We start from the raw sequence: 20,717 nt of genomic DNA on the forward strand, positions 1-20,717 counted from the left end.
CTTTATTGCTTCTGCATAAAAAAATTACTGGGGATCCCTCAGCCCCGTGGGAGAGGGTTGGGGTGAGGGCATCAGCCCGCACTAAATCTACTTCTCTTCCACCGCCGGCACATCCGGCCACGCGTGGACCACGGCTTTAATCAGCGTCGCCAGCGGAATGGCGAAGAACACGCCCCAGAATCCCCACAGCCCGCCGAAAATCACCACTGACAGGATAATCACCAGCGGATGCAGGTTAACTGCTTCTGAGAACAGCACCGGTACCAGCAGGTTCCCGTCCAGTCCCTGAATAATCAGGTATACGGCGAAACAGCTCCAGAACTCCGTACCCAGACCAAACTGGAACAGCGCCACACCGACTACCGGAATGGTCACCACAAACGCGCCGATATACGGGATCAGAACCGAGAATCCGACCAACACCGCCAGCAGCAGCGAGTAGTTCAGCCCGAAAATCACGAAGCCAATCCAGGTCGCCACGCCCACCACAATCATCTCCAGCACTTTACCGCGAATGTAGTTGGTGATCTGCTGGTTCATCTCCTGCCAGACCTGACCGGCGAGACCGCGATTGCGCGGCAGCACGCGGCGCACCGCGTTCAGCATCTGCTCTTTATCTTTGACCAGGAAAAACACCATTAACGGCACGAGAACAAGGTAAACCGCCAGCGTCAGCAACCCCACCAGCGAGGCCAGAGAGTATTTCACCACCGAGTCACCCATGGTCATGATGCGGGCGCGCATGTTTTCGGCCATCGCATCGATGATCCCGGCGTCCATCAGCGCAGGATAGCGGCGCGGCAGCGTGGCGGCAAAATCAGAAAGTTTATTCAGCATGCCGGGCATGTCGCGGATCAGGTAGATCCCCTGTTGCCAGGCGATGGGCATCACCACGAAGGACATCAGCAGCAGAATGCCGACAAACAGCACCAGAACAATGCTGGTCGCCCAGCGTCGGGAACAGCCGATATGTTCCAGACGCGCGGTGGGCCACTCCAGCAGATACGCCAGCACAATCGCCACCAGAAGCGGTGCCAACAGGCCACTAAAGAAGAACAGGATACCGAATCCGGCAACCAGAATGACCAGCAAAGCAATGGCTTCCGGATCGCTAAACCGACGCCGATACCACTGCATTAACATTTCGAGCATACAACCCTTCCCTGAATCGAATGGCGGGAGTGAGACGGTGAATTGTATCTAACTGTCACAAAAAAGACTTTCCTTTTTGTTTCACTGTCAGGTTTCGCAAAACCCTGATGAATGGGATTTTCTTCATCTCTTAACACGGCTACACTCGCAGAGCAGCGGAGATGAACGTTATGCGGGTTCATCGGTCAAATTAGCACATCCAACATACAGGACAGTGGTTATGTTCAGGCAGTTGAGAAAAACACTGGTTGCGACACTGATTGCCGCCGTGACGGTGGGTCAGGTGTTGCCCGCTTTCGCTGACTCGTCCGATTCATTGCCGGACATGGGCACCACGGCAGGAAGCACGCTCTCCATCGGGCAGGAGATGCAGATGGGTGATTATTACGTACGCCAGCTGCGCGGCAGTGCTCCGCTGATTAACGACCCTTTGCTGGTGCAGTACATCAACGGTCTGGGGATGCGACTGGTGGCGCACGCAGACTCGGTAAAAACGCCCTTCCACTTCTATTTAATCAATAACGACGAAATCAACGCCTTCGCCTTCTTTGGCGGGAACGTGGTGCTGCATTCGGCGTTGTTCCGTTATTCCGATAACGAAAGCCAGCTGGCGTCCGTCATGGCGCACGAAATTTCGCACGTCACCCAGCGCCATCTGGCGCGTGCGATGGAAGATCAGAAGCGTAACGCCCCCCTGACCTGGGTGGGCGCGCTGGGCTCTATTCTGCTGGCGATGGCCAGCCCGCAGGCCGGAATGGCGGCGCTTACCGGGACGCTGGCGGGAACGCGTCAGGGGATGATCAGCTTTACCCAGCAGAACGAGCAGGAAGCAGACCGCATCGGCATTCAGGTTTTACAGCGTTCCGGCTTTGACCCGCAGGCCATGCCGAGCTTCCTGGAAAAACTGCTCGACCAGGCACGCTACTCGTCGCGCCCGCCTGAAATTCTGTTGACCCACCCGTTGCCGGAAAGCCGTCTCTCGGATGCGCGTAACCGTGCTAACCAGATGCGTCCGGTCGTCGTGCAGTCCTCGCAGGATTTCTACATGGCCAAAGTGAGAACGCTTGGCATGTACAACTCCGGACGTAATCAGCTCACCAGCGATCTGCTGGACGCGCTGGCGAAAGGCAACGTGCGCGAGAAGAACGCCTCGCAGTATGGTCAGGCACTCCAGGCGATGGAAGCAAGCAAGTACGATGAAGCGCGTAAAGCGCTACAGCCGCTGCTGGCGTCGGCGCCTGACAATCCGTGGTATCTTGACCTCGCAACCGATATCGATTTAGGACAGAAAAAAGCGACCGATGCGATCAACCGTCTGAAAGGGGCGAAAGACATTCGCAACAATCCGGTATTGCAGCTAAACCTGGCGAACGCCTACTTACAGGGCGGCCAGCCCGGCGAGGCGGTGACCATTCTGAACCGCTATACCTTTAACAATAAAGATGACCAGAACGGCTGGGAGCTGCTCGCCCAGGCCCAGGGGCAACTGGGTAATCGCGATCAGGAGCTGGCCGCGCGTGCGGAAGGTCTGGCGCTGGCGGGGCGCCTCGATCAGGCCATATCCCTGCTAAGCAGCGCCAGCTCACAGGTGAAGCTCGGCAGCCTGCAACAGGCCCGCTACGATGCGCGAATCGACCAGCTGCGTGGCCTGCAACAACGTTTTAAGCCGTACGAGAAGATGTAATAAAGGAGAAGTCATGACAGACGCGGTAAAAATTTACCATAACCCTCGCTGCTCCAAGAGCCGCGAGACTCTGAATCTGCTGAAGTCTAACGACATCGAGCCGGAAGTGGTGTTGTATCTGGAGACGCCCCCGGACGCGCAGACGATCCGCCAGTTGCTGAAGATGCTGAACATGGGCAGCGCACGCGAGCTGATGCGTCAGAAAGAAGATCTGTATAAATCGCTCAATCTGAACGATACCAGTCTCACTGAAGATCGGCTGATTCAGGCGATGGTCGACAATCCTAAGCTGATTGAGCGCCCGATTGTCGTAGCGAACGGCAAGGCGTGTATCGGCCGTCCACCGGAAGACGTACTCGGGATCGTCTAATCGTTACGCCGCAGCGCTTCCAGAAACGCCTGCGGCGTACTCTCCCCCAGCTTTTTCTGCGCTTTTCCCCGGTTGAAAAATTCACACAGCTGGATCAACAGCTCTCCCGCCGGTTCACTATTCACGCGCGGAATGATCTCACGTAACGGCACGGCGACCTGAAGGGCAAGATAATACTGTGAATGCACTTTTACGGTGACGTTATGCTCCGGCAAGTTCACTGCCAGCCCAAAAGTCTCAATAGATTGAATATCAGCCGGACAGGCAGACAGCACCTCGTTCGTCCAGCGGGTCAGCAACTGCGGCGAGACACCGGCATAAAGCCGGGCGTAGCACCAGCCGCTGACGGGTTCACGCGCCCAGAGCAGGTGTTGCTCCCCACCGTCGTCCATATGCAGCGATAGCGGCTGATGATGCAGAAGTAGCTTCTGCGGCATGATACCGGCCTTCAGTGCCTTTTTGCCCTGCAACGGCGCCCCCTTTTGTCTTACCGAAGCCGGTTTGAGGTAGCGGTTCAGGGTCGCGCGGGAAACGGCGATCCCGAGTCCGTCATTCACCAGCAGCAGCAGTTCATCCAGCGGTGCCCCAGTGATATCCCGCAGGGCATTTATCAGTGCCGCCTGCTCTTGTCTCAATGCTTTGTGTATCACTTTTGGCGTTGTGTGGTTATCCGAAACCTGGTCGCGGTTGCGCCAGCGCCTGACGGTGGTGACCGAGATCCCCAGTTCAACAGCTAGCTCTCTGTCGCTTTTATCTGACTGCTGAAGATAGCGACGGATACGCGGTGTGGTGGTGGCGTTAGCATGCAGTTTGATTTCCATCGCGTCCCTCTCCGCAACTAATCTCATGAGATTTATAGTAGAGCAGCGAATGCTTTGTGACCGATTTCACCTTTCGCTCGCCGCGCTTCACTGATAATCCACAGACATAACATAAACAACACCTCTCAATCTTGTACGGAGTTCACAATGAACAATGTTCTGGGATTTCTTGAAGCAAAACTGATGCCGCTGGCGGCGAAAACGGCCCAGCAGCGTCATCTTGGGGCCATTCGTGGGGCCTACGTTTCATTCATGCCGTTTATCATCGTCGGCTCCATCCTGCTGGTGATCTCCTCCTTCCCGAATCAGGCCTATCAGCAGTTTATGTCTCAGGCCTTTGGTGAGAGCTGGAGTGCGATTATAGAGATTCCATTCAACGCGGTATTCTCAACCATGTCGCTGTTTATCAGCTTCCTGGTGGCCTACCGCCTGGCTGAGCATTATGGCGAGGACCGCATCTCCTGCGGCATCCTGGCGCTGGTTGCGTTTCTGATCCTGACGCCCTTTATCAAAGTGGCGGAAAACGGCGGCATTACCGTGATGCCAGTGGAGTGGATTGGCAGCAAAGGGTTGTTTGTGGCGATGATCGGTTCCCTGCTGTGGACGGAACTGTTCTGCTGGCTGAAGCGCAAAAAACTGGTCATCAAAATGCCGGACGGCGTACCTCCGGCGGTGCAGGAGTCGTTCGCGGCGCTGATCCCGGCCCTGCTGGTGATGATTCTGGTGCTTATTATCCGCATCATCTTCGAAAACACCCACTACCACACCATCCACCAGTTTATTTATGAAGTGGTTGCCACCCCGGTGCGCCACTACGGTACCTCTTATTTCGGTGCGCTGATGACCGTATTCAGTATCACCATTCTGTGGTCAGTGGGCATTAACTCCGGTTCGATGATCAACGGCATTATTCGCCCGCTGTGGATGGAAAACCAGACCGACAACATCGCCGCGATCCAGGCGGGAACGACGCCGCCGCACATCATCACCGAACAGTTTTTTGACATGATCTGGATGGGCGGCGCGGGCGCCACGCTGTCGCTGGTGATTGCGATGTTGATTTTCGCCCGCAGCAAAAACATGCGAGAAGTGGCGCGCCTCGGCGCAGGAGCCTCGGTATTTAACATCAACGAACCGATCCTGTTTGGCCTGCCGGTGATCATGAACCCGATCATGCTCATCCCGTTTAATCTGGTGCCGCTGGTGCTGGTCACCGTGCAGTATGCGGCGATGAAAATTGGCGCGGTCGCCGTCACCACCGGGGTGTTTATTCCCTGGACGCTGCCGCCGGTTATCAGCGGCTTTATCGTCACCGGGCACCTGAGCGGCAGCGTGATGCAGCTGATCAACCTGCTGATTGGCGCCATGCTGTACCTGCCTTTCATGCGTATCCTGGATAAACAGTACCGCGCCGCGGAGCTGACTATTGCTACACAACCCGACACCACCCTTGCAAAACAGGAGTAAAGCATGTGGGGAATTATCGCAACCTGGCGAATGGCACTTGAAGGGGTAACGGAATCCGCGTCTGCCCTGGCGGCGGGAAAACCGGTCGCTTCGGCGGTGGTCGATGCCGTCGCTGCCGTGGAAGACTTTCCGCTGTATAAATCCGTCGGCTACGGTGGCCTGCCGACCGAGAACGGCGAGGTGGAGCTGGACGCGGCCTATATGGACGGCGACACGCTGGCGTTCGGCGCCGTGGGGAATCTGGTGGATATCGCCAACCCGGTGCGCGTGGCGCACGCGCTCAGCCGCCAGCGCTATAACAGCCTGCTGGTCGGCCAGGGCGCGCGCGAATGGGCGCTGAGCCAGGGCTTTGCCGACAAAACTATGCTCACGGATCGCGCCATGCAGCACTACCGCAAGCGCTGCCGCGAAACGCTGGATAAGGGGTTAAGCCCCTACGACGGACATGACACCGTCGGCATCATTGGCCTTGATAAACAGGGTTCGATGAGCGTCGCCACCTCCACCAGTGGCCTGTTTATGAAAAAACGCGGTCGCCTCGGTGACTCACCCATCATCGGCTCCGGCTTTTACTGCGACAGCGAAACCGGCGCGGCCACCGCCACAGGCGTCGGTGAAGACCTGATGAAGGGCTGTACCAGCTACGAAATCGTTCGCCGGATGGCGCAAGGGATGACGCCGCAGCAGGCGGCGGATTCAGTCGTATTCGAACTGGAAGACAAGCTGATGTCGCGCTTCGGTCGCGCGGGCGATCTCTCCGTGGTGTGCATGAACAACCAGGGCGAATTTGGCGCCGCGACTAACATAAAAACCTTCTCGTTCGTGGTGGCGACGGCTCGCCAGCCCCTCACCGTTTTTCGTACTGAACGCCTGCGGGAGAAAACGCACTATCATGCGGTAGATGAGGAGTGGATGCAGGCCTATGCCGCACGGATCCGCGCGCCGATTGAGGAATCATGATGATCACGTACCAGTTTATCAACGCGCTTTCAGACGCGAAGCCGAACAGCCATTTGATTGCGCGCGCTGACAGTTCCCTGTTACCGGATAGCGCTCTTATCGCTGAAATGCGCCAGCAGAGCACCGTCGCGGACGCGCGCTTTGGCTGCGCGCCGTTTGCGCGCATTACTCTGTTGCCGGACACGATCTGGCATGACGCCCTGACCGAAGGGTTGCTCACCGCCCTGCGACCGTTGCTTACCGCCCCCGCCAGCGCCGAACTCGTGCTGGACGTGACGGATATCGACGATGTGGTGCTGGCGCAGGTGCTGCGTTTTCTCTTTAATCAGGCGCACAGGCTCAGTGACCTGAAGCTGAAGAAGACGGACGAAGCGGTGCGTCTTACCTGCATCACTGCCCTCTGCCTGCCGGAACAGCAGGCGAAGCTGGAGACGACCTTCCGCCAGCAGCAGGCCATTGCGCTCGGCATGATCGCGGCGCGACGTCTGGCGGATATGCCATCCGACCGCTGCACGCCGCAGTTTGTGGTGGAAGAGGCGCAAAAACTGTGTGCCGCCAGCCCTGCCCTGCGCTGCGAGGTGCTGAACGAAAAAGATATTGCTGAGCAGGGTCTTGGACTGCTGCACGCCGTTGGCAAAGGGGCGACCTGCCCGCCGCGTCTGCTGGCTATTCATTATGATGGTGCCAACGACGGCCCGATGCGCTGCTACGTGGGAAAAGGCATTACCTTTGACACCGGCGGCCTGTGGCTGAAGGAAGGCGCGGGCATGTACACCATGAAATATGACATGTGCGGCGCGGCCAACGTACTGGGGCTGATGCTGACCGTTGCGGAGCTGAAATTACCCGTGCGCATCATGGGCGTGCTGGCGCTGGCGGAAAACGCCATCGGCCCCGACGCCATGCAGCCCGGCACGGTGGCAACAGCCTGTAACGGAACCACCGTTGAAATCAATAATACCGATGCCGAGGGCCGGCTGGTGCTGGCTGACGCCATTGCCTGGGCCAGCCAGCGGTACCCGCAGGCCCGCTACATCATTGATATGGCGACTTTGACGGGCGCAGTGGTGAAAGCGCTGGGGTATGAGCTGAGCGGGCTGATGACCCAGGATGAACCGCTGCGCGCCGCGTTGACGCAGGCAGGTAAACGGAGCGGTGACGAGGTGTGGTCTCTGCCGCTGGACGCACGGCTGAAAAAGCAGACCGACAGCGCGATTGCCGATCTGTGCAACACACCGACTAACAATGCAGCGATAAGCGCCTCGGCGGCGTGGCTGCTGCATCACTTCTGTCCGCCGGCGATCCCATGGGCACATCTGGATATCAGCGGGACGGCGCTGTGGCGTGAGAACGGCAGAAGCGTGGCGTCGGGAAGACCGATTCCGCTGCTGGTTGAGCACCTGATGGGGGATCTTTAGCCCGGTGGCGCTGCGCTTACCGGGCCTACGGGTGCCATATGTAGGCCGGGTAAGGCGCTGCCGCCACCCGGCATAACTACAGCTTAAGAATATCTTTCACAAACGGAATGGTCAGCTTGCGCTGGGCGGTGATGGAGGCGCGATCGAGCTGATCGAGCGTATCAAAGAGCGTGCGCATCTCCCGATCCAGACGCTTGAGCAGGAAGCGCCCTACGTCTTCCGGCAGTTCAAATCCGCGCAGTCTGGCGCGCAACTGAAGTGCCTGGAGTTTGTCTTCATCCGACAGCGGTTGCAGCTTGTAGATTTGCCCCCAGTCCAGACGAGACGCCAGATCCGGCAGACCCAGATTGAGCTGACGCGGCGGACGATCGCCGGTGATCAGCAGCCGGGTTTTGCCCGACTCCAGAATGCGGTTGTAGAGGTTAAAGATCGCCATTTCCCACGGCTCGTCTCCCGCCACGCATTCAATATTATCGATGCAGACCAGGGAGAGATGTTCCATGCCCTCCAGCACTTCAGGCACAAACCAGGTGCGTTTATCCAGCGGCACATAGCCTACCGCGTCACCGCGCGCCGAAAGTTCCGCACAGGCGGCATGCAGCAGGTGGCTGCGTCCCGCGCCTTCGCGTGACCAGATATAGATGTATCCGCTGTGTTCCTGGCGCAGCACGTTTTGCAGTGCAGCCAGTAAAGAGGGGTTATCACCCGGCCAGAAACTCGCGAAAGTTTCGTCGTCAGGGAGATAAAGTGGCAGAGAGAGCTGTGCCGGTCCGTTCAGAAATACCTCAACCAGAGATCTTACATAAAATCGGAATGGAGTTTAACACGGAACCAGCAAGGAGAGAACCGGGCGGATCGTCCGCCCGGTTAAAGGATCAATGTGGTGCTTTTTCGCTATCGTCAGCGTCCAGGATTTCTTCTTCCGGACGAATGACCGAGATCAGCTTGAAAATCAGGCTCAGGCCCACGCCGACGATGGTCGCCAGCGCCATACCCTTCAGCTCTGCCGCGCCGATGTGCACCTTCGCGCCGCTCACGCCGATGATCAGGATAACGGAGGTCAGGATCAGGTTCTGCGCCTTGCTGTAATCCACTTTGGATTCAATCAGCACGCGAATACCGGACGCACCGATCACCCCGTAAAGCAGCAGGGAAACGCCGCCCATCACCGGAACCGGGATAATCTGGATCGCCGCCGCCAGTTTGCCGACGCAGGAGAGCAGAATAGCGATGATCGCCGCGCCGCCGATAACCCAGGTGCTGTAGACGCGGGTGATCGCCATTACGCCGATGTTCTCCCCGTAAGTGGTGTTAGGCGTGGAGCCGAAGAAACCGGAGATGATGGTGGAGAAACCGTTGGCAAACATGGAGCGATGCAGGCCCGGGTCGCGGATCAGGTCACGCTTCACGATGTTCGCCGTCACCACCAGGTGGCCAACGTGCTCAGCAATCACCACCAGTGCAGCAGGCAGAATGGTGAAGATAGCAAACCATTCGAAGCGTGGGGTGTAGAAGGTCGGCAGCGCGAACCAGTGTGCCTCGGCAATCGGTGTGGTATCCACAACGCCCATCACGAAGGAGAGCGCGTAACCCGCCAGCACGCCGATCAGGATCGGGATAATCGCCATAAAGCCGCGGAACAGGACGGAACCGAAAACCGTCACGCCCAGCGTCACCAGCGAAATAATAATGGTTTTAGAATCCGGTGACTGACCGTCCGCAGGCAGTAGCCCAGCCATGTTCGCCGCGACACCCGCCAGTTCCAGGCCGATGACGGCAACGATTGCCCCCATTGCCGCAGGCGGGAACATCACGTCCAGCCAGCCGGTACCCGCTTTCTTCACGATGAAGGAGACCAGGCAGAACAGCACGCCGCACATGATAAAGCCGCCCAGCGCGACCTCGTAACCCAGCGGCAGCAACAGCAGTACCGGGGAGATAAACGCGAAGCTCGACCCGAGATAGGCCGGGATTTTGCCTTTACAGATGAAGAGGTAAAGCAGCGTACCGATGCCGTTAAACAACAGCACGGTAGCCGGGTTAATGTGAAACAGGATTGGCACCAGCACGGTTGCGCCAAACATGGCGAACAGGTGCTGCAAACTAAGCGGGATTGTCTGTAAAAGCGGCGGTCTTTCACTCACCCCGATAGCACGGCGCGTCATAGTGTTTTCCTCTGAGTGTCATTGTTGGTTTTTATTCAAAAAAAAGCCGACTATCAAAGTCGGCTTCTTTATCGTTATTCGATTATTTAGTCCCAAAAATCTTATCGCCGGCATCGCCGAGCCCCGGGATGATGTACCCGTGCTCGTTCAGTCCCTGGTCGACAGACGCGGTATAGAGTTCAACGTCCGGGTGCGCTTTTTCCAGCGCCGCGATACCTTCCGGCGCCGCGACCAGTACCAGCACTTTGATGCTGCTGCAACCTGCTTGTTTCAGCAGGTCAATGGTGGCGATCATCGAACCACCGGTCGCCAGCATCGGGTCAACTACCAGCGCCATACGCTCATCAATGTTAGAGACCAGCTTCTGGAAGTATGGGACCGGCTCAAGCGTCTCTTCGTTACGGTAGATACCTACCACGCTGATACGCGCGCTTGGGACGTGCTCCAGCACGCCTTCCATCATGCCCAGACCCGCACGCAGGATTGGCACCACGGTAATTTTTTTACCTTTGATCTGCTCAACCTGTACCGGGCCGTTCCAGCCTTCGATGGTCACTTTTTCCGTTTCCAGATCAGAGGTCGCTTCGTAGGTCAGCAGGCTACCCACTTCAGAAGCCAGTTCGCGAAAACGCTTCGTGCTGATGTCATGCTCACGCATCAGGCCCAACTTGTGTTTAACGAGTGGGTGTTTCACTTCCACAATCTTCATTCTCTTTCTCCTCTGAGGTGGCATCCGCAAAAAAATCGCGGGATTATACCGCTTTTTTCGGATTGCGCCATACCCATGTTGCTTGATGTACATCAATCAAAAACAAAAAAGCCGGAGGCTGGGCTCCGGTTTGGGTGCGGGGTCTTGCCCGGTGGCGCTGCGCTTACGCGGGCCTACGTGTAGTGTAGGTCGGGTAAGCGTTAGCGCCACCCGACAATTACAGGTTATCGCCGTTGCTCGCAATCACCTGCTTATACCAGTCGAACGATTTCTTCTTGCTGCGGTTCAGCGTGCCGTTACCTTCGTTATCTTTATCGACAAAGATAAAACCGTAGCGTTTCTTCATCTCGCCAGTGCCGGCAGAGACCAGGTCGATACAGCCCCACGGGGTATAGCCCATCAGATCTACGCCGTCTTCCACCACCGCTTTTTTCATCTCGCGGATGTGGGCGGAAAGGTAGTCGATGCGGTACTGGTCGTTCACCGTGCCGTCGTTCTCCTGCACGTCGATCGCGCCAAAGCCGTTTTCCACAATAAACAGCGGCAGCTGATAGTGATCCCAGAACCAGTTGAGGGAGTAGCGAAGCCCCACCGGGTCAATCTGCCAGCCCCAGTCGGATTTCTGCACGTACGGGTTAGAAACCAGGCTCTTGCTCTCGTCATAATCCAGCGTCGGATTATCCGCCGTCGCTTTGGTGGCGAACGACATGTAGTAGCTGAACCCGATGTAATCCACGCAGCCCTGCGTCAGCGCCACTTTATCTTCTTCGGTGATATCCAGCGCGAAGCCGCGACGTTCAAAGTAGTTGAGCAGATGCTGCGGATACTTGCCGCGCACGTGAACGTCGGTGAACCAGTAGCGGCGATGCATGGCGTTCATCGCCATCATCATGTCGTCCGGGGCACAGGTCAGCGGATAGATGGGGCACATGGCAATCATGCAGCCGATATGCAGTGACGGGTTGATCTCACGCCCCGCTTTCACCGCCAGGGCGCTGGCCACCAGCTCATAGTGCGCCGCCTGGAACATCACCGGCTCGCGATCTTCTCCCGGCGCATATTTCAGCCCGGAGTTGGTAAACGGCGCAAAGTCTTCGTGAAAGTTGGCCTGGTTATTGATCTCGTTAAAGGTCATCCAGTACTTCACTTTATGCTGATAGCGCTCAAAAACGACCTTCGCGAAGCGGACAAAGAAGTCGATCAGCTTACGGTTACGCCAGCCGCCGTATTCCGTTACGAGGTGGAAAGGCATCTCGAAGTGGGAAAGCGTGATCACCGGCTCGATGCCGTGCTTCAGGCACTCGTCGAAAAGATCGTCATAGAATTTGAGTCCCGCTTCGTTCGGCTCCAGCTCGTCGCCTTTCGGGAAGATACGCGTCCAGGCAATGGAGGTGCGGAAGCATTTGAACCCCATCTCGGCAAAGAGTTTGATGTCTTCTTTATAGCGGTGGTAAAAGTCGATGGCTTCGTGGTTTGGGTAATTTTTCCCCTCCAGCACGCCGTTGGTGATTTCACGCGGTACCCCGTGGGCGCCTGCCGTCATGACATCGGCAACGCTCACGCCCTTGCCGCCCTCTTTCCAGCCGCCTTCAAGCTGGTGCGCCGCAACGGCCCCACCCCACAGAAAACCTGCTTTAAATCCTGACATTCGCTTTCCCTCATTCTGCGTTATTTTCTGCAAAAACAGTTACAGAAACCGGTTTCATTTTGATGATGTGCAAAGGGGATAGCCGTTGCAAGCAGATCGCCGAAACCGGTTTCATTTTCGTGAACGGAGTCAAGTTTGTTGCCCTGGACAGTCCGCACAGAAAAAAAGATCCCCGCGCCGAGAATAGTCTCGCAAACGTTTGCCTGGACTGTTAGAATTGCGCCGATTTTTCTTACTAGCTATGCAATCGCGTGGGGATTTAAGCCGTGACCAACAAAACTTCTCTCAGCTACAAAGATGCCGGTGTTGATATTGACGCAGGTAATGCGCTGGTTGACCGAATCAAAGGTGTGGTGAAAAAAACCCGCCGCCCGGAAGTGATGGGTGGCCTGGGTGGATTCGGCGCACTGTGCGCGCTGCCGCAAAAATATCGTGAACCTGTGCTGGTCTCGGGTACGGATGGTGTCGGTACAAAACTGCGCCTGGCGATGGATCTTAAGCGTCACGATACGATTGGTATTGATCTGGTGGCGATGTGCGTCAACGACCTGGTGGTACAGGGCGCTGAGCCGCTGTTCTTCCTGGATTACTACGCGACCGGCAAGCTGGATGTGGATACCGCAGCCAGCGTCATTAACGGTATCGCCGAAGGCTGTCTGCAATCCGGCTGTGCGCTGGTCGGCGGTGAAACCGCTGAAATGCCAGGCATGTATCACGGTGAAGATTATGACGTCGCAGGCTTCTGCGTCGGTGTGGTAGAAAAATCAGAAATTATCGACGGCAGCAAAGTGGCTGACGGCGATGTGCTGGTTGCGCTGGCCTCCAGCGGTCCGCACTCCAACGGCTACTCTCTGGTGCGTAAGATCCTCGAAGTGAGCGGTTGCGACCCGCTGACCACCGAGCTGGACGGCAAACCGCTGGCCGATCACCTGCTGGCCCCGACCCGTATCTACGTCAAAAACGTGCTGGAGCTGATTGAGAACGTTGACGTGCACGCCATCGCTCACCTTACCGGCGGCGGCTTCTGGGAAAACATTCCGCGCGTGCTGCCGGACAATACCCAGGCGGTGATCGACGCCTCCTCATGGCAGTGGCCGCCCGTCTTCAACTGGCTGCAATCCGCAGGCAACGTGAGCGAGCATGAAATGTACCGCACCTTTAACTGCGGCGTGGGCATGGTTATCGCCCTGCCCGCCAGCGAAGCGGATAAAGCGGTTAAGCTGCTGACAGAAAAAGGTGAAAACGCGTGGAAAATCGGTACGATTAAAGCTTCCGATTCCGAACAGCGTGTGGTCATTGAATGAAAAACATCGTGGTGCTCATTTCCGGCAACGGAAGCAATTTGCAGGCAATTATAGACGCCTGCAAACAGAAGAAAATCAATGGCACCATTCGGGCAGTATTCAGCAACAAGGCCGATGCGTTCGGCCTTGAGCGCTCGCGGGAAGCGAACATTCCTGCGCACGCGCTGGAAGCCAGCCAGTTCGCCGGGCGTGAAGCCTTTGACCGTGAGCTGGTGCAGGAGATTGACGCCTACGCGCCTGACGTGGTGGTGCTGGCGGGCTACATGCGTATCCTGAGCCCGGCCTTCGTCGCGCATTACAACGGACGTTTGCTGAATATCCACCCTTCTCTTCTGCCGAAATATCCTGGCCTGCATACCCATCGTCAGGTGCTGGAGAACGGCGATGAGGAGCATGGTACCTCCGTGCATTTCGTTACCGACGAGCTGGACGGCGGTCCGGTCATTTTGCAGGCAAAAGTACCGGTCTTTGACGGTGACAACGAAGACGACGTGACGGAACGTGTACAGGCTCAGGAACACGCCATTTATCCGCTGGTGGTAAGCTGGTTTGTTGACGGCCGTCTTGAGATGCGCGACGGTGCCGCCTGGCTGGACGGCGTGAAGTTGCCCCCGCAGGGTCATGCGGCTGAAGAGTAGTTTGTTCTGTCGGGTGGCGCTGCGCTTACCCGACCTACATATTGCATTACCCGATATTCCCTTCTCCAACCCCCTAAAATCCCCAACAAAAAAAATAACTGTCATACTTTTCTGGCACTGTTGGACATATCGTGGAAATGCTCGCCATAATAAGGACGAGACGGATTTACCACGTCCTGTGATTGAACTGGAGTGTGAGCTGTAATGGGTCAGGAAAAGTTATATATCGAGAAAGAGCTAAGCTGGTTAGCATTCAACGAACGTGTACTTCAGGAAGCGGCCGATAAAAGCAACCCGCTGATTGAGCGTATGCGTTTTTTAGGCATCTATTCCAACAATCTGGATGAGTTCTACAAGGTTCGCTTCGCCGAACTGAAACGCCGAATCATCATCAGCGAAGAACAGGGCTTAAACTCCCACTCGCGGCATCTGCTTGGAAAAATCCAGTCTCGCGTCATGAAAGCCGATCAGGAATTTGATGGCCTCTATAACGAGCTGCTGCTGGAAATGGCACGCAACCAAATCTTCCTGATCAACGAACGCCAGCTCTCCGCGAATCAGCAAAACTGGCTGCGCCACTATTTCAAACACTATCTGCGCCAGCATATCACCCCGATTCTGATCAACCGTGAAACCGATCTGGTGCAGTTCCTGAAAGATGATTACACCTATCTGGCGGTAGAAATCATTCGTGGTGAGACCATTAACTACGCGCTGCTGGAAATACCGTCTGATAAAGTCCCGCGCTTTGTAAATCTGCCGCCGGAAACCCCGCGCCGACGTAAGCCGATGATCCTGCTGGATAACATTCTGCGCTACTGTCTGGACGATATCTTCAAAGGTTTCTTCGATTACGACGCGCTCAACGCCTACTCGATGAAGATGACCCGTGACGCCGAGTACGATCTGGTGCATGAGATGGAGGCCAGCCTGATGGAGCTGATGTCTTCCAGCCTCAAGCAGCGCCTGACGGCAGAGCCGGTGCGTTTTGTCTATCAGCGCGATATGCCGGACGCGATGGTGGAGATGCTGCGCGATAAGCTGACCATCTCCCGCTACGACTCCATAATCCCCGGTGGGCGTTACCACAACTTTAAAGATTTCATTGGCTTCCCGAACGTCGGCAAAGCCAATCTGGTAAACAAACCGCTGCCGCGCCTGCGCCATATCTGGTTCGATAAATTCCGCAACGGGTTCGATGCCATCCGCGAGCGGGATGTGCTGCTCTACTATCCGTATCACACCTTTGAACACGTGCTGGAATTGCTGCGTCAGGCCTCGTTCGATCCGAACGTGCTGGCGATTAAAATCAACATTTATCGCGTGGCGAAAGATTCCCGTATCATCGATGCGATGATCCACGCAGCGCACAACGGCAAGAAAGTGACCGTGGTGGTTGAGCTCCAGGCTCGCTTCGACGAAGAGGCCAACATCCACTGGGCGCGCAGACTGACGGAAGCGGGCGTGCACGTCATCTTCTCCGCGCCGGGGCTGAAAATTCACGCCAAGTTGTTCCTGATCTCCCGTAAAGAGGGCGACGATGTGGTGCGCTACGCCCATATCGGTACCGGGAACTTTAACGAGAAAACCGCGCGTATTTACACCGACTATTCACTGCTGACTGCCGATGCCCGCATCACCAACGAAGTGCGTCGGGTGTTCAACTTCATTGAGAACCCGTACCGCCCGGTGAGCTTCGATTATCTGCTGGTGTCGCCGCAGAACTCACGGCGCCTGCTGTACGATATGATCGACAAAGAGATTGCCAATGCGCAGAACGGCTTGTCGTCCGGCATCACGCTGAAGCTCAACAATCTGGTGGACAAAGGCCTGGTGGATCGCCTGTATGCGGCCTCCAGCTCCGGCGTTCCGGTAAATCTGCTCATTCGCGGCATGTGCTCGCTCATTCCGGAACTGGAAGGCATCAGCGACAACATCCGCGTGATCAGCATTGTGGATCGCTATCTTGAACACGATCGCGTCTATATTTTCGATAACGCCGGTGATAAGCGCGTATACCTCTCGTCCGCCGACTGGATGACGCGTAATATTGATTACCGTATTGAAGTGGCGGCACCGCTGCTGGATCCTCGCCTGAAGCAGCGTATCCTGGACATTATCGAGATCCTGTTCAGCGATACGGTGAAAGCACGTTATATCGACAAAGAACTCAGTAATCGCTATGTACCGCGCGGCAATCGCCGTAAAGTGCGGTCGCAGCTGGCGATTTACGATTACATCAAATCACTTGAGCAACCCGATTAACCTATGCCAATAAACGATAATACCCCACGCCCGCAGGAGTTCGCTGCGGTCGATCTTGGCTCAAACAGTTTCCATATGGTCATCGCCCGCGAGGTGGATGGCGCGATGCAGATCATCGGTCGTCTGAAGCAGCGCGTGCATCTGGCCGATGGGCTCGACGCGCGTAACATGCTGAGCGAAGAGGCAATGGAGCGCGGGCTTAACTGCCTGTCGCTGTTCGCAGAACGTCTGCAAGGCTTTTCGCCGTCCAGCGTCTGCATCGTCGGGACGCATACGCTACGCCAGGCGCTGAACGCGCCGGAATTTCTTAAGCGCGCGGAAAAGGTTATCCCCTACCCGATTGAGATCATCTCTGGTAACGAAGAAGCGCGCCTGATTTTTATGGGCGTGGAGCATACGCAGCCGGAAAAAGGCCGCAAGCTGGTGATTGATATCGGCGGAGGCTCAACCGAACTGGTGATTGGCGAAGATTTCGAGCCGCGTCTGGTTGAAAGCCGCCGTATGGGCTGCGTTAGCTTCGCGCAAATGTATTTTCCGGGCGGCGTCATCACCCGCGAAAACTTCCAGCGCGCGCGCATGGCCGCCGTGCAAAAACTGGAAAATCTGGCCTGGCAGTATCGTATTCAGGGCTGGAACGTGGCGCTGGGCGCATCGGGGTCGATTAAAGCGGCCCATGAAGTGCTGCTGGCGATGGGTGAAAAGGACGGGTTTATTACGCCTGAGCGCCTGGTGAAACTCACCGAAGAGGTGCTTAAGCACAAGAGCTTCGACGCCCTGAGTCTGCCGGGCTTGTCCGACGAGCGTAAAGCGGTGTTCGTACCGGGGCTGGCGATCCTCTGCGGCGTGTTTGACGCGCTGGCGATCAAAGAGCTGCGCCTCTCTGACGGCGCCCTGCGCGAAGGTGTGCTGTATGAGATGGAAGGCCGTTTCCGTCATCAGGATATTCGCAGCCGCACCGCGCAGAGCCTTGCCAACCAGTACAACATCGACCGCGAACAGGCGAAACGGGTGCTGGAAACCACGGTTCAGATGTACGAGCAGTGGGAGGAGCAGAATCCAAAGCTGGCGCATCCGCAGCTGGCCGCGCTGTTAAAATGGGCCGCGATGCTGCATGAGGTGGGGCTGAACATTAACCACAGCGGAATGCATCGCCATTCAGCCTATATTCTGCAAAATAGCGATCTGCCTGGCTTCAACCAGGAGCAGCAAACCATGATGGCGACGCTGGTGCGCTATCACCGCAAAGCCATCAAGCTCGACGATCTGCCGCGCTTTACGCTATTTAAGAAAAAGCAGTTCCTGCCACTCATTCAGCTTCTGCGCCTGGGCGTGCTGCTCAATAATCAGCGACAGGCGACCACCACGCCGCCGACGTTGAAGCTTAAAACGGATGACTATCACTGGACGCTGAGCTTCCCGCACGACTGGTTTAGCCAGAACGCGCTGGTGCTGCTGGATCTGGAAAAAGAGCAGCAGTACTGGGAAGCGGTCACCGGCTGGCTGTTGAAGATTGAAGAAGAGAGTTCTGAGGCGGCAGCGTAACGGCTAAGGCGCTCTCCTGAGAAGGCTGTGTTTCGAGCAACGTATCAAGCTCAACTGGCAATCCAATCAAGTAGCCCTGCACATAATCGATACCTAGCGCGTGCACCGCGCTACGTATCTCTTCTGTTTCCACACATTCCGCCACCACCAGCATTTTCTTCATCCGGGCCAGATGGCAAATGGATGCCACGATCTGGTAATCCAGACTGTTGCTGACAATATTGCGAATAAAGCCGCCGTCGATTTTGAGAATGTCGGCGTCCACGCTTTTTAACCGCGCATAGCTGGCGTAGCCGGTGCCAAAATCATCAATGGCGATCCGTATTCCCATTTTTTGCAATTGCCTGAGGGTGGATGCCGCCAGATCCGCATGACCAAAGGCGCTACTTTCGGTCACTTCAAAGATCAGCTGCCATGCTTCAACGGCATATCTGGCTAACAGGCGGCTCACTTCAAGCGGGAACTGCGCCCGGTAGACGGTAGAAGGTGCGAGGTTGATGGCAAAGCGCTGGCCCGGCAAACGCTGGCGGTGCTGTGCCAGGAAACTCAACGTACGCTCCAGTACCCATAAATCGACACGCGACGATAAACCAAACTCCTGTGCTATGGGCAGGAACTGCTCGGGAAAGATCAGCGCCCCGTTATCATCACGCATTCGCAGCAGCACTTCGTGGTAATGATCGCCGCGCAGGCCGCGAACGGGCTGAACTAACAGGCTAAAAGCGTTCTGCTCCAGCGCTGTCTGCAAACGGCTCATCATCGCCACCTTATCTTTCAGGCTACGCTGCAAGTGAACAGCCCCGCGCTGCTGAAGGTTTTCCGGGTGATTCGTTGAGAGGGAGAGGTCAGCCACGATGCCCAGTTCCCCCAGCACCAGATAGAGGTGATTGACGGGTGAGCGTACATAGCAGTAGCTCACGCCAACCTGAGGCTGCACCGGCATACCATCCCAGATAAAAACAAATTGCTTAATATACTCGTCCAGCGTCTCAATGCGCTGTTGATGCGACTCCGCCTCCAGACGCACCGCCATGTCATATCCGGTGAGGTGATAGACTTGCTCTTTTGGCTGAAGGGTGCCATTTATCCATTGCGCCAGCTGCTGTTTATACTGGATCCGTAGCAGTACGCCGTAATTGCGTCCCAGTACTTCCAGCTCGGGCACGCGCAGTAAACAGAGCGCTGACCACGGATGACTGGCCAGCTCGCGCGACAGCGCCCGCAGGTTGGGCATATGCACCACCGGATCGAGAAAAGCCTGACTGCGGGAGCGAATATTGATGGTCCGCTGGCGTGTCGCCAGCATCGACATGTACGTCACAACGAAGGAAAAGACCAGATAGCTGGATGAGGTGATCGCCAGCTGAATGCCATAACCCCCCTGCACCGGAATGTAGTGATAAAAAAAGTGAATCGACACCAGCAGGACCGGCGTCCAGATGATTGACATCAGCTTGTAGCCAAAGCGCATCGCCCCCCAGAGCATCACGGGCATCAGCAGTGACAAAGTGTAGTTGGTGCTGAAAATGGAACTGTTTTCATTCATGGGCAGCAGCAGCATAGCCAGCAACCCTCCCAGAGCTAAAAACCACACCACAAACTCAACGGCCGTCACCTTTTTGTCTATTTGCGTGCGGAGCTGGGACATCAGTCCCTTGAAATAGCGCGGATGACGTATCAGGCGGATCAGCAGGTAGCTTAGCGGCACACCCGTCAGCCCGCTCACCAGCAGCCCCTGATAGTTAATAAGGGTCCGAATATTGAGGGGATTCAATCCTGCAAGGCTCTGGCGGCTCTCATAGACCCCGAGATAAACCGCAAACTGAAATAGCACCAGAAAAAGCGTTGCCGGGCAAAACACCTGCCAGAAGATACGTTGCCCCATCAGGCGTATGTCACCGTAAGCGGTCATATTGCGTCGGGGCGCAAACACGCGGTAACCGCCCCAGCTGAGCACCAGGGGGACGATAAAATGCAAAATGCCGGTCACGGTTTCAAACAACCCAACGGACGGGTAATAACGTAAAAACAGCGACACCACCACTCCGGGAAGGGCTTCCAGGCCAAAGAACAACATCAGCGTCAGCAGAAAGGAGAGCGGGAGATAATAGAGCGCAACGATACCGTCGCCCAGCTGCGTTAAGGTATTAGCCACACTAAGCACCGGGAGTAACACGACGGGTAATATAAGAGGAAGTGCCCACCAGCGGTCTTTATTTTGCTTCAGGATGTGGTGAATATTCATAGATGCTCGTTTACAACCCTTGCGCTCCAGAGGGTAAATGAAGACAGGCATCCAACCTGACGTACACGATGCCCGGAAAATTCCTGGCAAGCACAGTGGAGGTGGGATTTTAAATATCAACGACGAGATGCCGTTGACCTAAATCAAATTAATTTATCTGAATAAACATTTCTTACGTTTTATTTGAATATTTTTCCTGTAATTATCAATGCGATAAATAAAAGCGTTGTTTTTAATAACATAAATTAATGTAAGCATTGACGGTATTTTACATTTCGCTGAATTGACCCCGACTTGCGGCTGTGCCTTAATAGCCGTATCGCCCAAAA

The 20,717-nt window shown here is 56.1% G+C and carries 16 protein-coding genes; 9 read left to right on the plus strand and 7 right to left on the minus strand.

Annotated features, from left to right (window positions below):
• Positions 1–87 precede the first annotated feature (87 nt).
• Positions 88–1,152 (minus strand): AI-2E family transporter, encoded by a 1,065-nt coding sequence (locus ACOT0L_RS15800; RefSeq protein WP_003860546.1) that lies wholly within the window; start codon positions 1,150–1,152, stop codon positions 88–90.
• Positions 1,153–1,372: 220 nt separating this feature from the next.
• Between ACOT0L_RS15800 and bepA the strand changes: the two genes are divergently transcribed.
• Positions 1,373–2,836, plus strand: coding sequence for a beta-barrel assembly-enhancing protease (bepA, locus tag ACOT0L_RS15805; RefSeq protein WP_058676999.1), 1,464 nt, complete (start codon positions 1,373–1,375; stop codon positions 2,834–2,836).
• 13 nt (positions 2,837–2,849) lie between these two features.
• Positions 2,850–3,206: an arsenate reductase (glutaredoxin) gene (gene arsC / locus ACOT0L_RS15810; RefSeq protein ID WP_126503565.1), complete on the plus strand. Its 357-nt coding sequence runs from the start codon at positions 2,850–2,852 to the stop codon at positions 3,204–3,206.
• Here arsC and ACOT0L_RS15815 read toward each other — a convergent pair.
• Positions 3,203–4,027, minus strand: coding sequence for a hypothetical protein (locus ACOT0L_RS15815; protein ID WP_069596808.1), 825 nt, complete (start codon positions 4,025–4,027; stop codon positions 3,203–3,205). The two genes, arsC and ACOT0L_RS15815, sit on opposite strands and share 4 nt — an antisense overlap.
• Before the next feature lie 147 nt (positions 4,028–4,174).
• On the opposite strand from ACOT0L_RS15815, the gene celB reads away from it, so the two are divergent.
• From celB to ACOT0L_RS15830, 3 genes are read left to right on the plus strand one after another with little or no spacing between them, the layout of a single operon-like run.
• Positions 4,175–5,494, plus strand: coding sequence for a PTS cellobiose transporter subunit IIC (gene celB / locus ACOT0L_RS15820; protein ID WP_023300675.1), 1,320 nt, complete (start codon positions 4,175–4,177; stop codon positions 5,492–5,494).
• A 3-nt stretch (positions 5,495–5,497) separates the two neighbouring features.
• Positions 5,498–6,454, plus strand: coding sequence for a N(4)-(beta-N-acetylglucosaminyl)-L-asparaginase (locus tag ACOT0L_RS15825; protein ID WP_022648976.1), 957 nt, complete (start codon positions 5,498–5,500; stop codon positions 6,452–6,454).
• Positions 6,454–7,872, plus strand: a complete 1,419-nt coding sequence (locus ACOT0L_RS15830) for a leucyl aminopeptidase family protein (RefSeq protein WP_023300677.1) — start codon at positions 6,454–6,456, stop codon at positions 7,870–7,872. Before ACOT0L_RS15825 ends, ACOT0L_RS15830 begins: the two co-directional genes overlap by 1 nt.
• 76 nt (positions 7,873–7,948) lie before the next feature.
• Here ACOT0L_RS15830 and ACOT0L_RS15835 read toward each other — a convergent pair whose 3' ends face one another.
• From ACOT0L_RS15835 to ACOT0L_RS15850, 4 genes are all read right to left on the minus strand, one after another.
• Positions 7,949–8,650: a DnaA inactivator Hda gene (locus ACOT0L_RS15835; RefSeq protein ID WP_211482948.1), complete on the minus strand. Its 702-nt coding sequence runs from the start codon at positions 8,648–8,650 to the stop codon at positions 7,949–7,951.
• A gap of 97 nt (positions 8,651–8,747) precedes the next feature.
• Positions 8,748–10,037, minus strand: coding sequence for a uracil permease (gene uraA / locus ACOT0L_RS15840; RefSeq protein WP_022648978.1), 1,290 nt, complete (start codon positions 10,035–10,037; stop codon positions 8,748–8,750).
• 82 nt (positions 10,038–10,119) lie between these two features.
• Positions 10,120–10,746 carry a uracil phosphoribosyltransferase gene (upp, locus tag ACOT0L_RS15845; protein WP_022648979.1) on the minus strand — a complete coding sequence of 209 codons (627 nt, stop codon included), beginning with the start codon at positions 10,744–10,746 and terminating at the stop codon, positions 10,120–10,122.
• 217 nt (positions 10,747–10,963) lie between these two features.
• On the minus strand, positions 10,964–12,394 hold the full coding sequence (locus ACOT0L_RS15850; protein ID WP_063152709.1) for a 6-phospho-beta-glucosidase: 1,431 nt from the start codon (positions 12,392–12,394) through the stop codon (positions 10,964–10,966).
• A 266-nt stretch (positions 12,395–12,660) separates the two neighbouring features.
• Here ACOT0L_RS15850 and purM point away from each other — a divergent pair, with 266 nt between their 5' ends.
• From purM to ppx, 4 genes are all read left to right on the plus strand, one after another.
• A complete protein-coding gene (purM, locus tag ACOT0L_RS15855; RefSeq protein ID WP_032623797.1) occupies positions 12,661–13,698 on the plus strand; it encodes a phosphoribosylformylglycinamidine cyclo-ligase in 1,038 nt (345 codons plus the stop codon).
• Complete coding sequence (gene purN / locus ACOT0L_RS15860) at positions 13,695–14,336, plus strand: phosphoribosylglycinamide formyltransferase (RefSeq protein ID WP_126503563.1); 642 nt, start codon at positions 13,695–13,697, stop codon at positions 14,334–14,336. The genes purM and purN overlap by 4 nt, the downstream gene beginning before the upstream one ends.
• 204 nt (positions 14,337–14,540) lie before the next feature.
• On the plus strand, positions 14,541–16,601 hold the full coding sequence (gene ppk1 / locus ACOT0L_RS15865) for a polyphosphate kinase 1 (protein WP_006811494.1): 2,061 nt from the start codon (positions 14,541–14,543) through the stop codon (positions 16,599–16,601).
• A gap of 3 nt (positions 16,602–16,604) precedes the next feature.
• Positions 16,605–18,143, plus strand: a complete 1,539-nt coding sequence (ppx, locus tag ACOT0L_RS15870; RefSeq protein ID WP_003860570.1) for an exopolyphosphatase — start codon at positions 16,605–16,607, stop codon at positions 18,141–18,143.
• Here the strand turns inward: ppx and ACOT0L_RS15875 are convergent.
• Positions 18,091–20,388, minus strand: coding sequence for an EAL domain-containing protein (locus ACOT0L_RS15875; protein WP_126503561.1), 2,298 nt, complete (start codon positions 20,386–20,388; stop codon positions 18,091–18,093). The genes ppx and ACOT0L_RS15875 overlap by 53 nt on opposite strands.
• Positions 20,389–20,717 lie beyond the last annotated feature (329 nt).

Origin of the sequence: Enterobacter cloacae complex sp. XAL002, from assembly GCF_049236805.1 — a bacterium.
GTDB classification, from domain to species: Bacteria; Pseudomonadota; Gammaproteobacteria; order Enterobacterales; family Enterobacteriaceae; genus Enterobacter; species Enterobacter intestinihominis.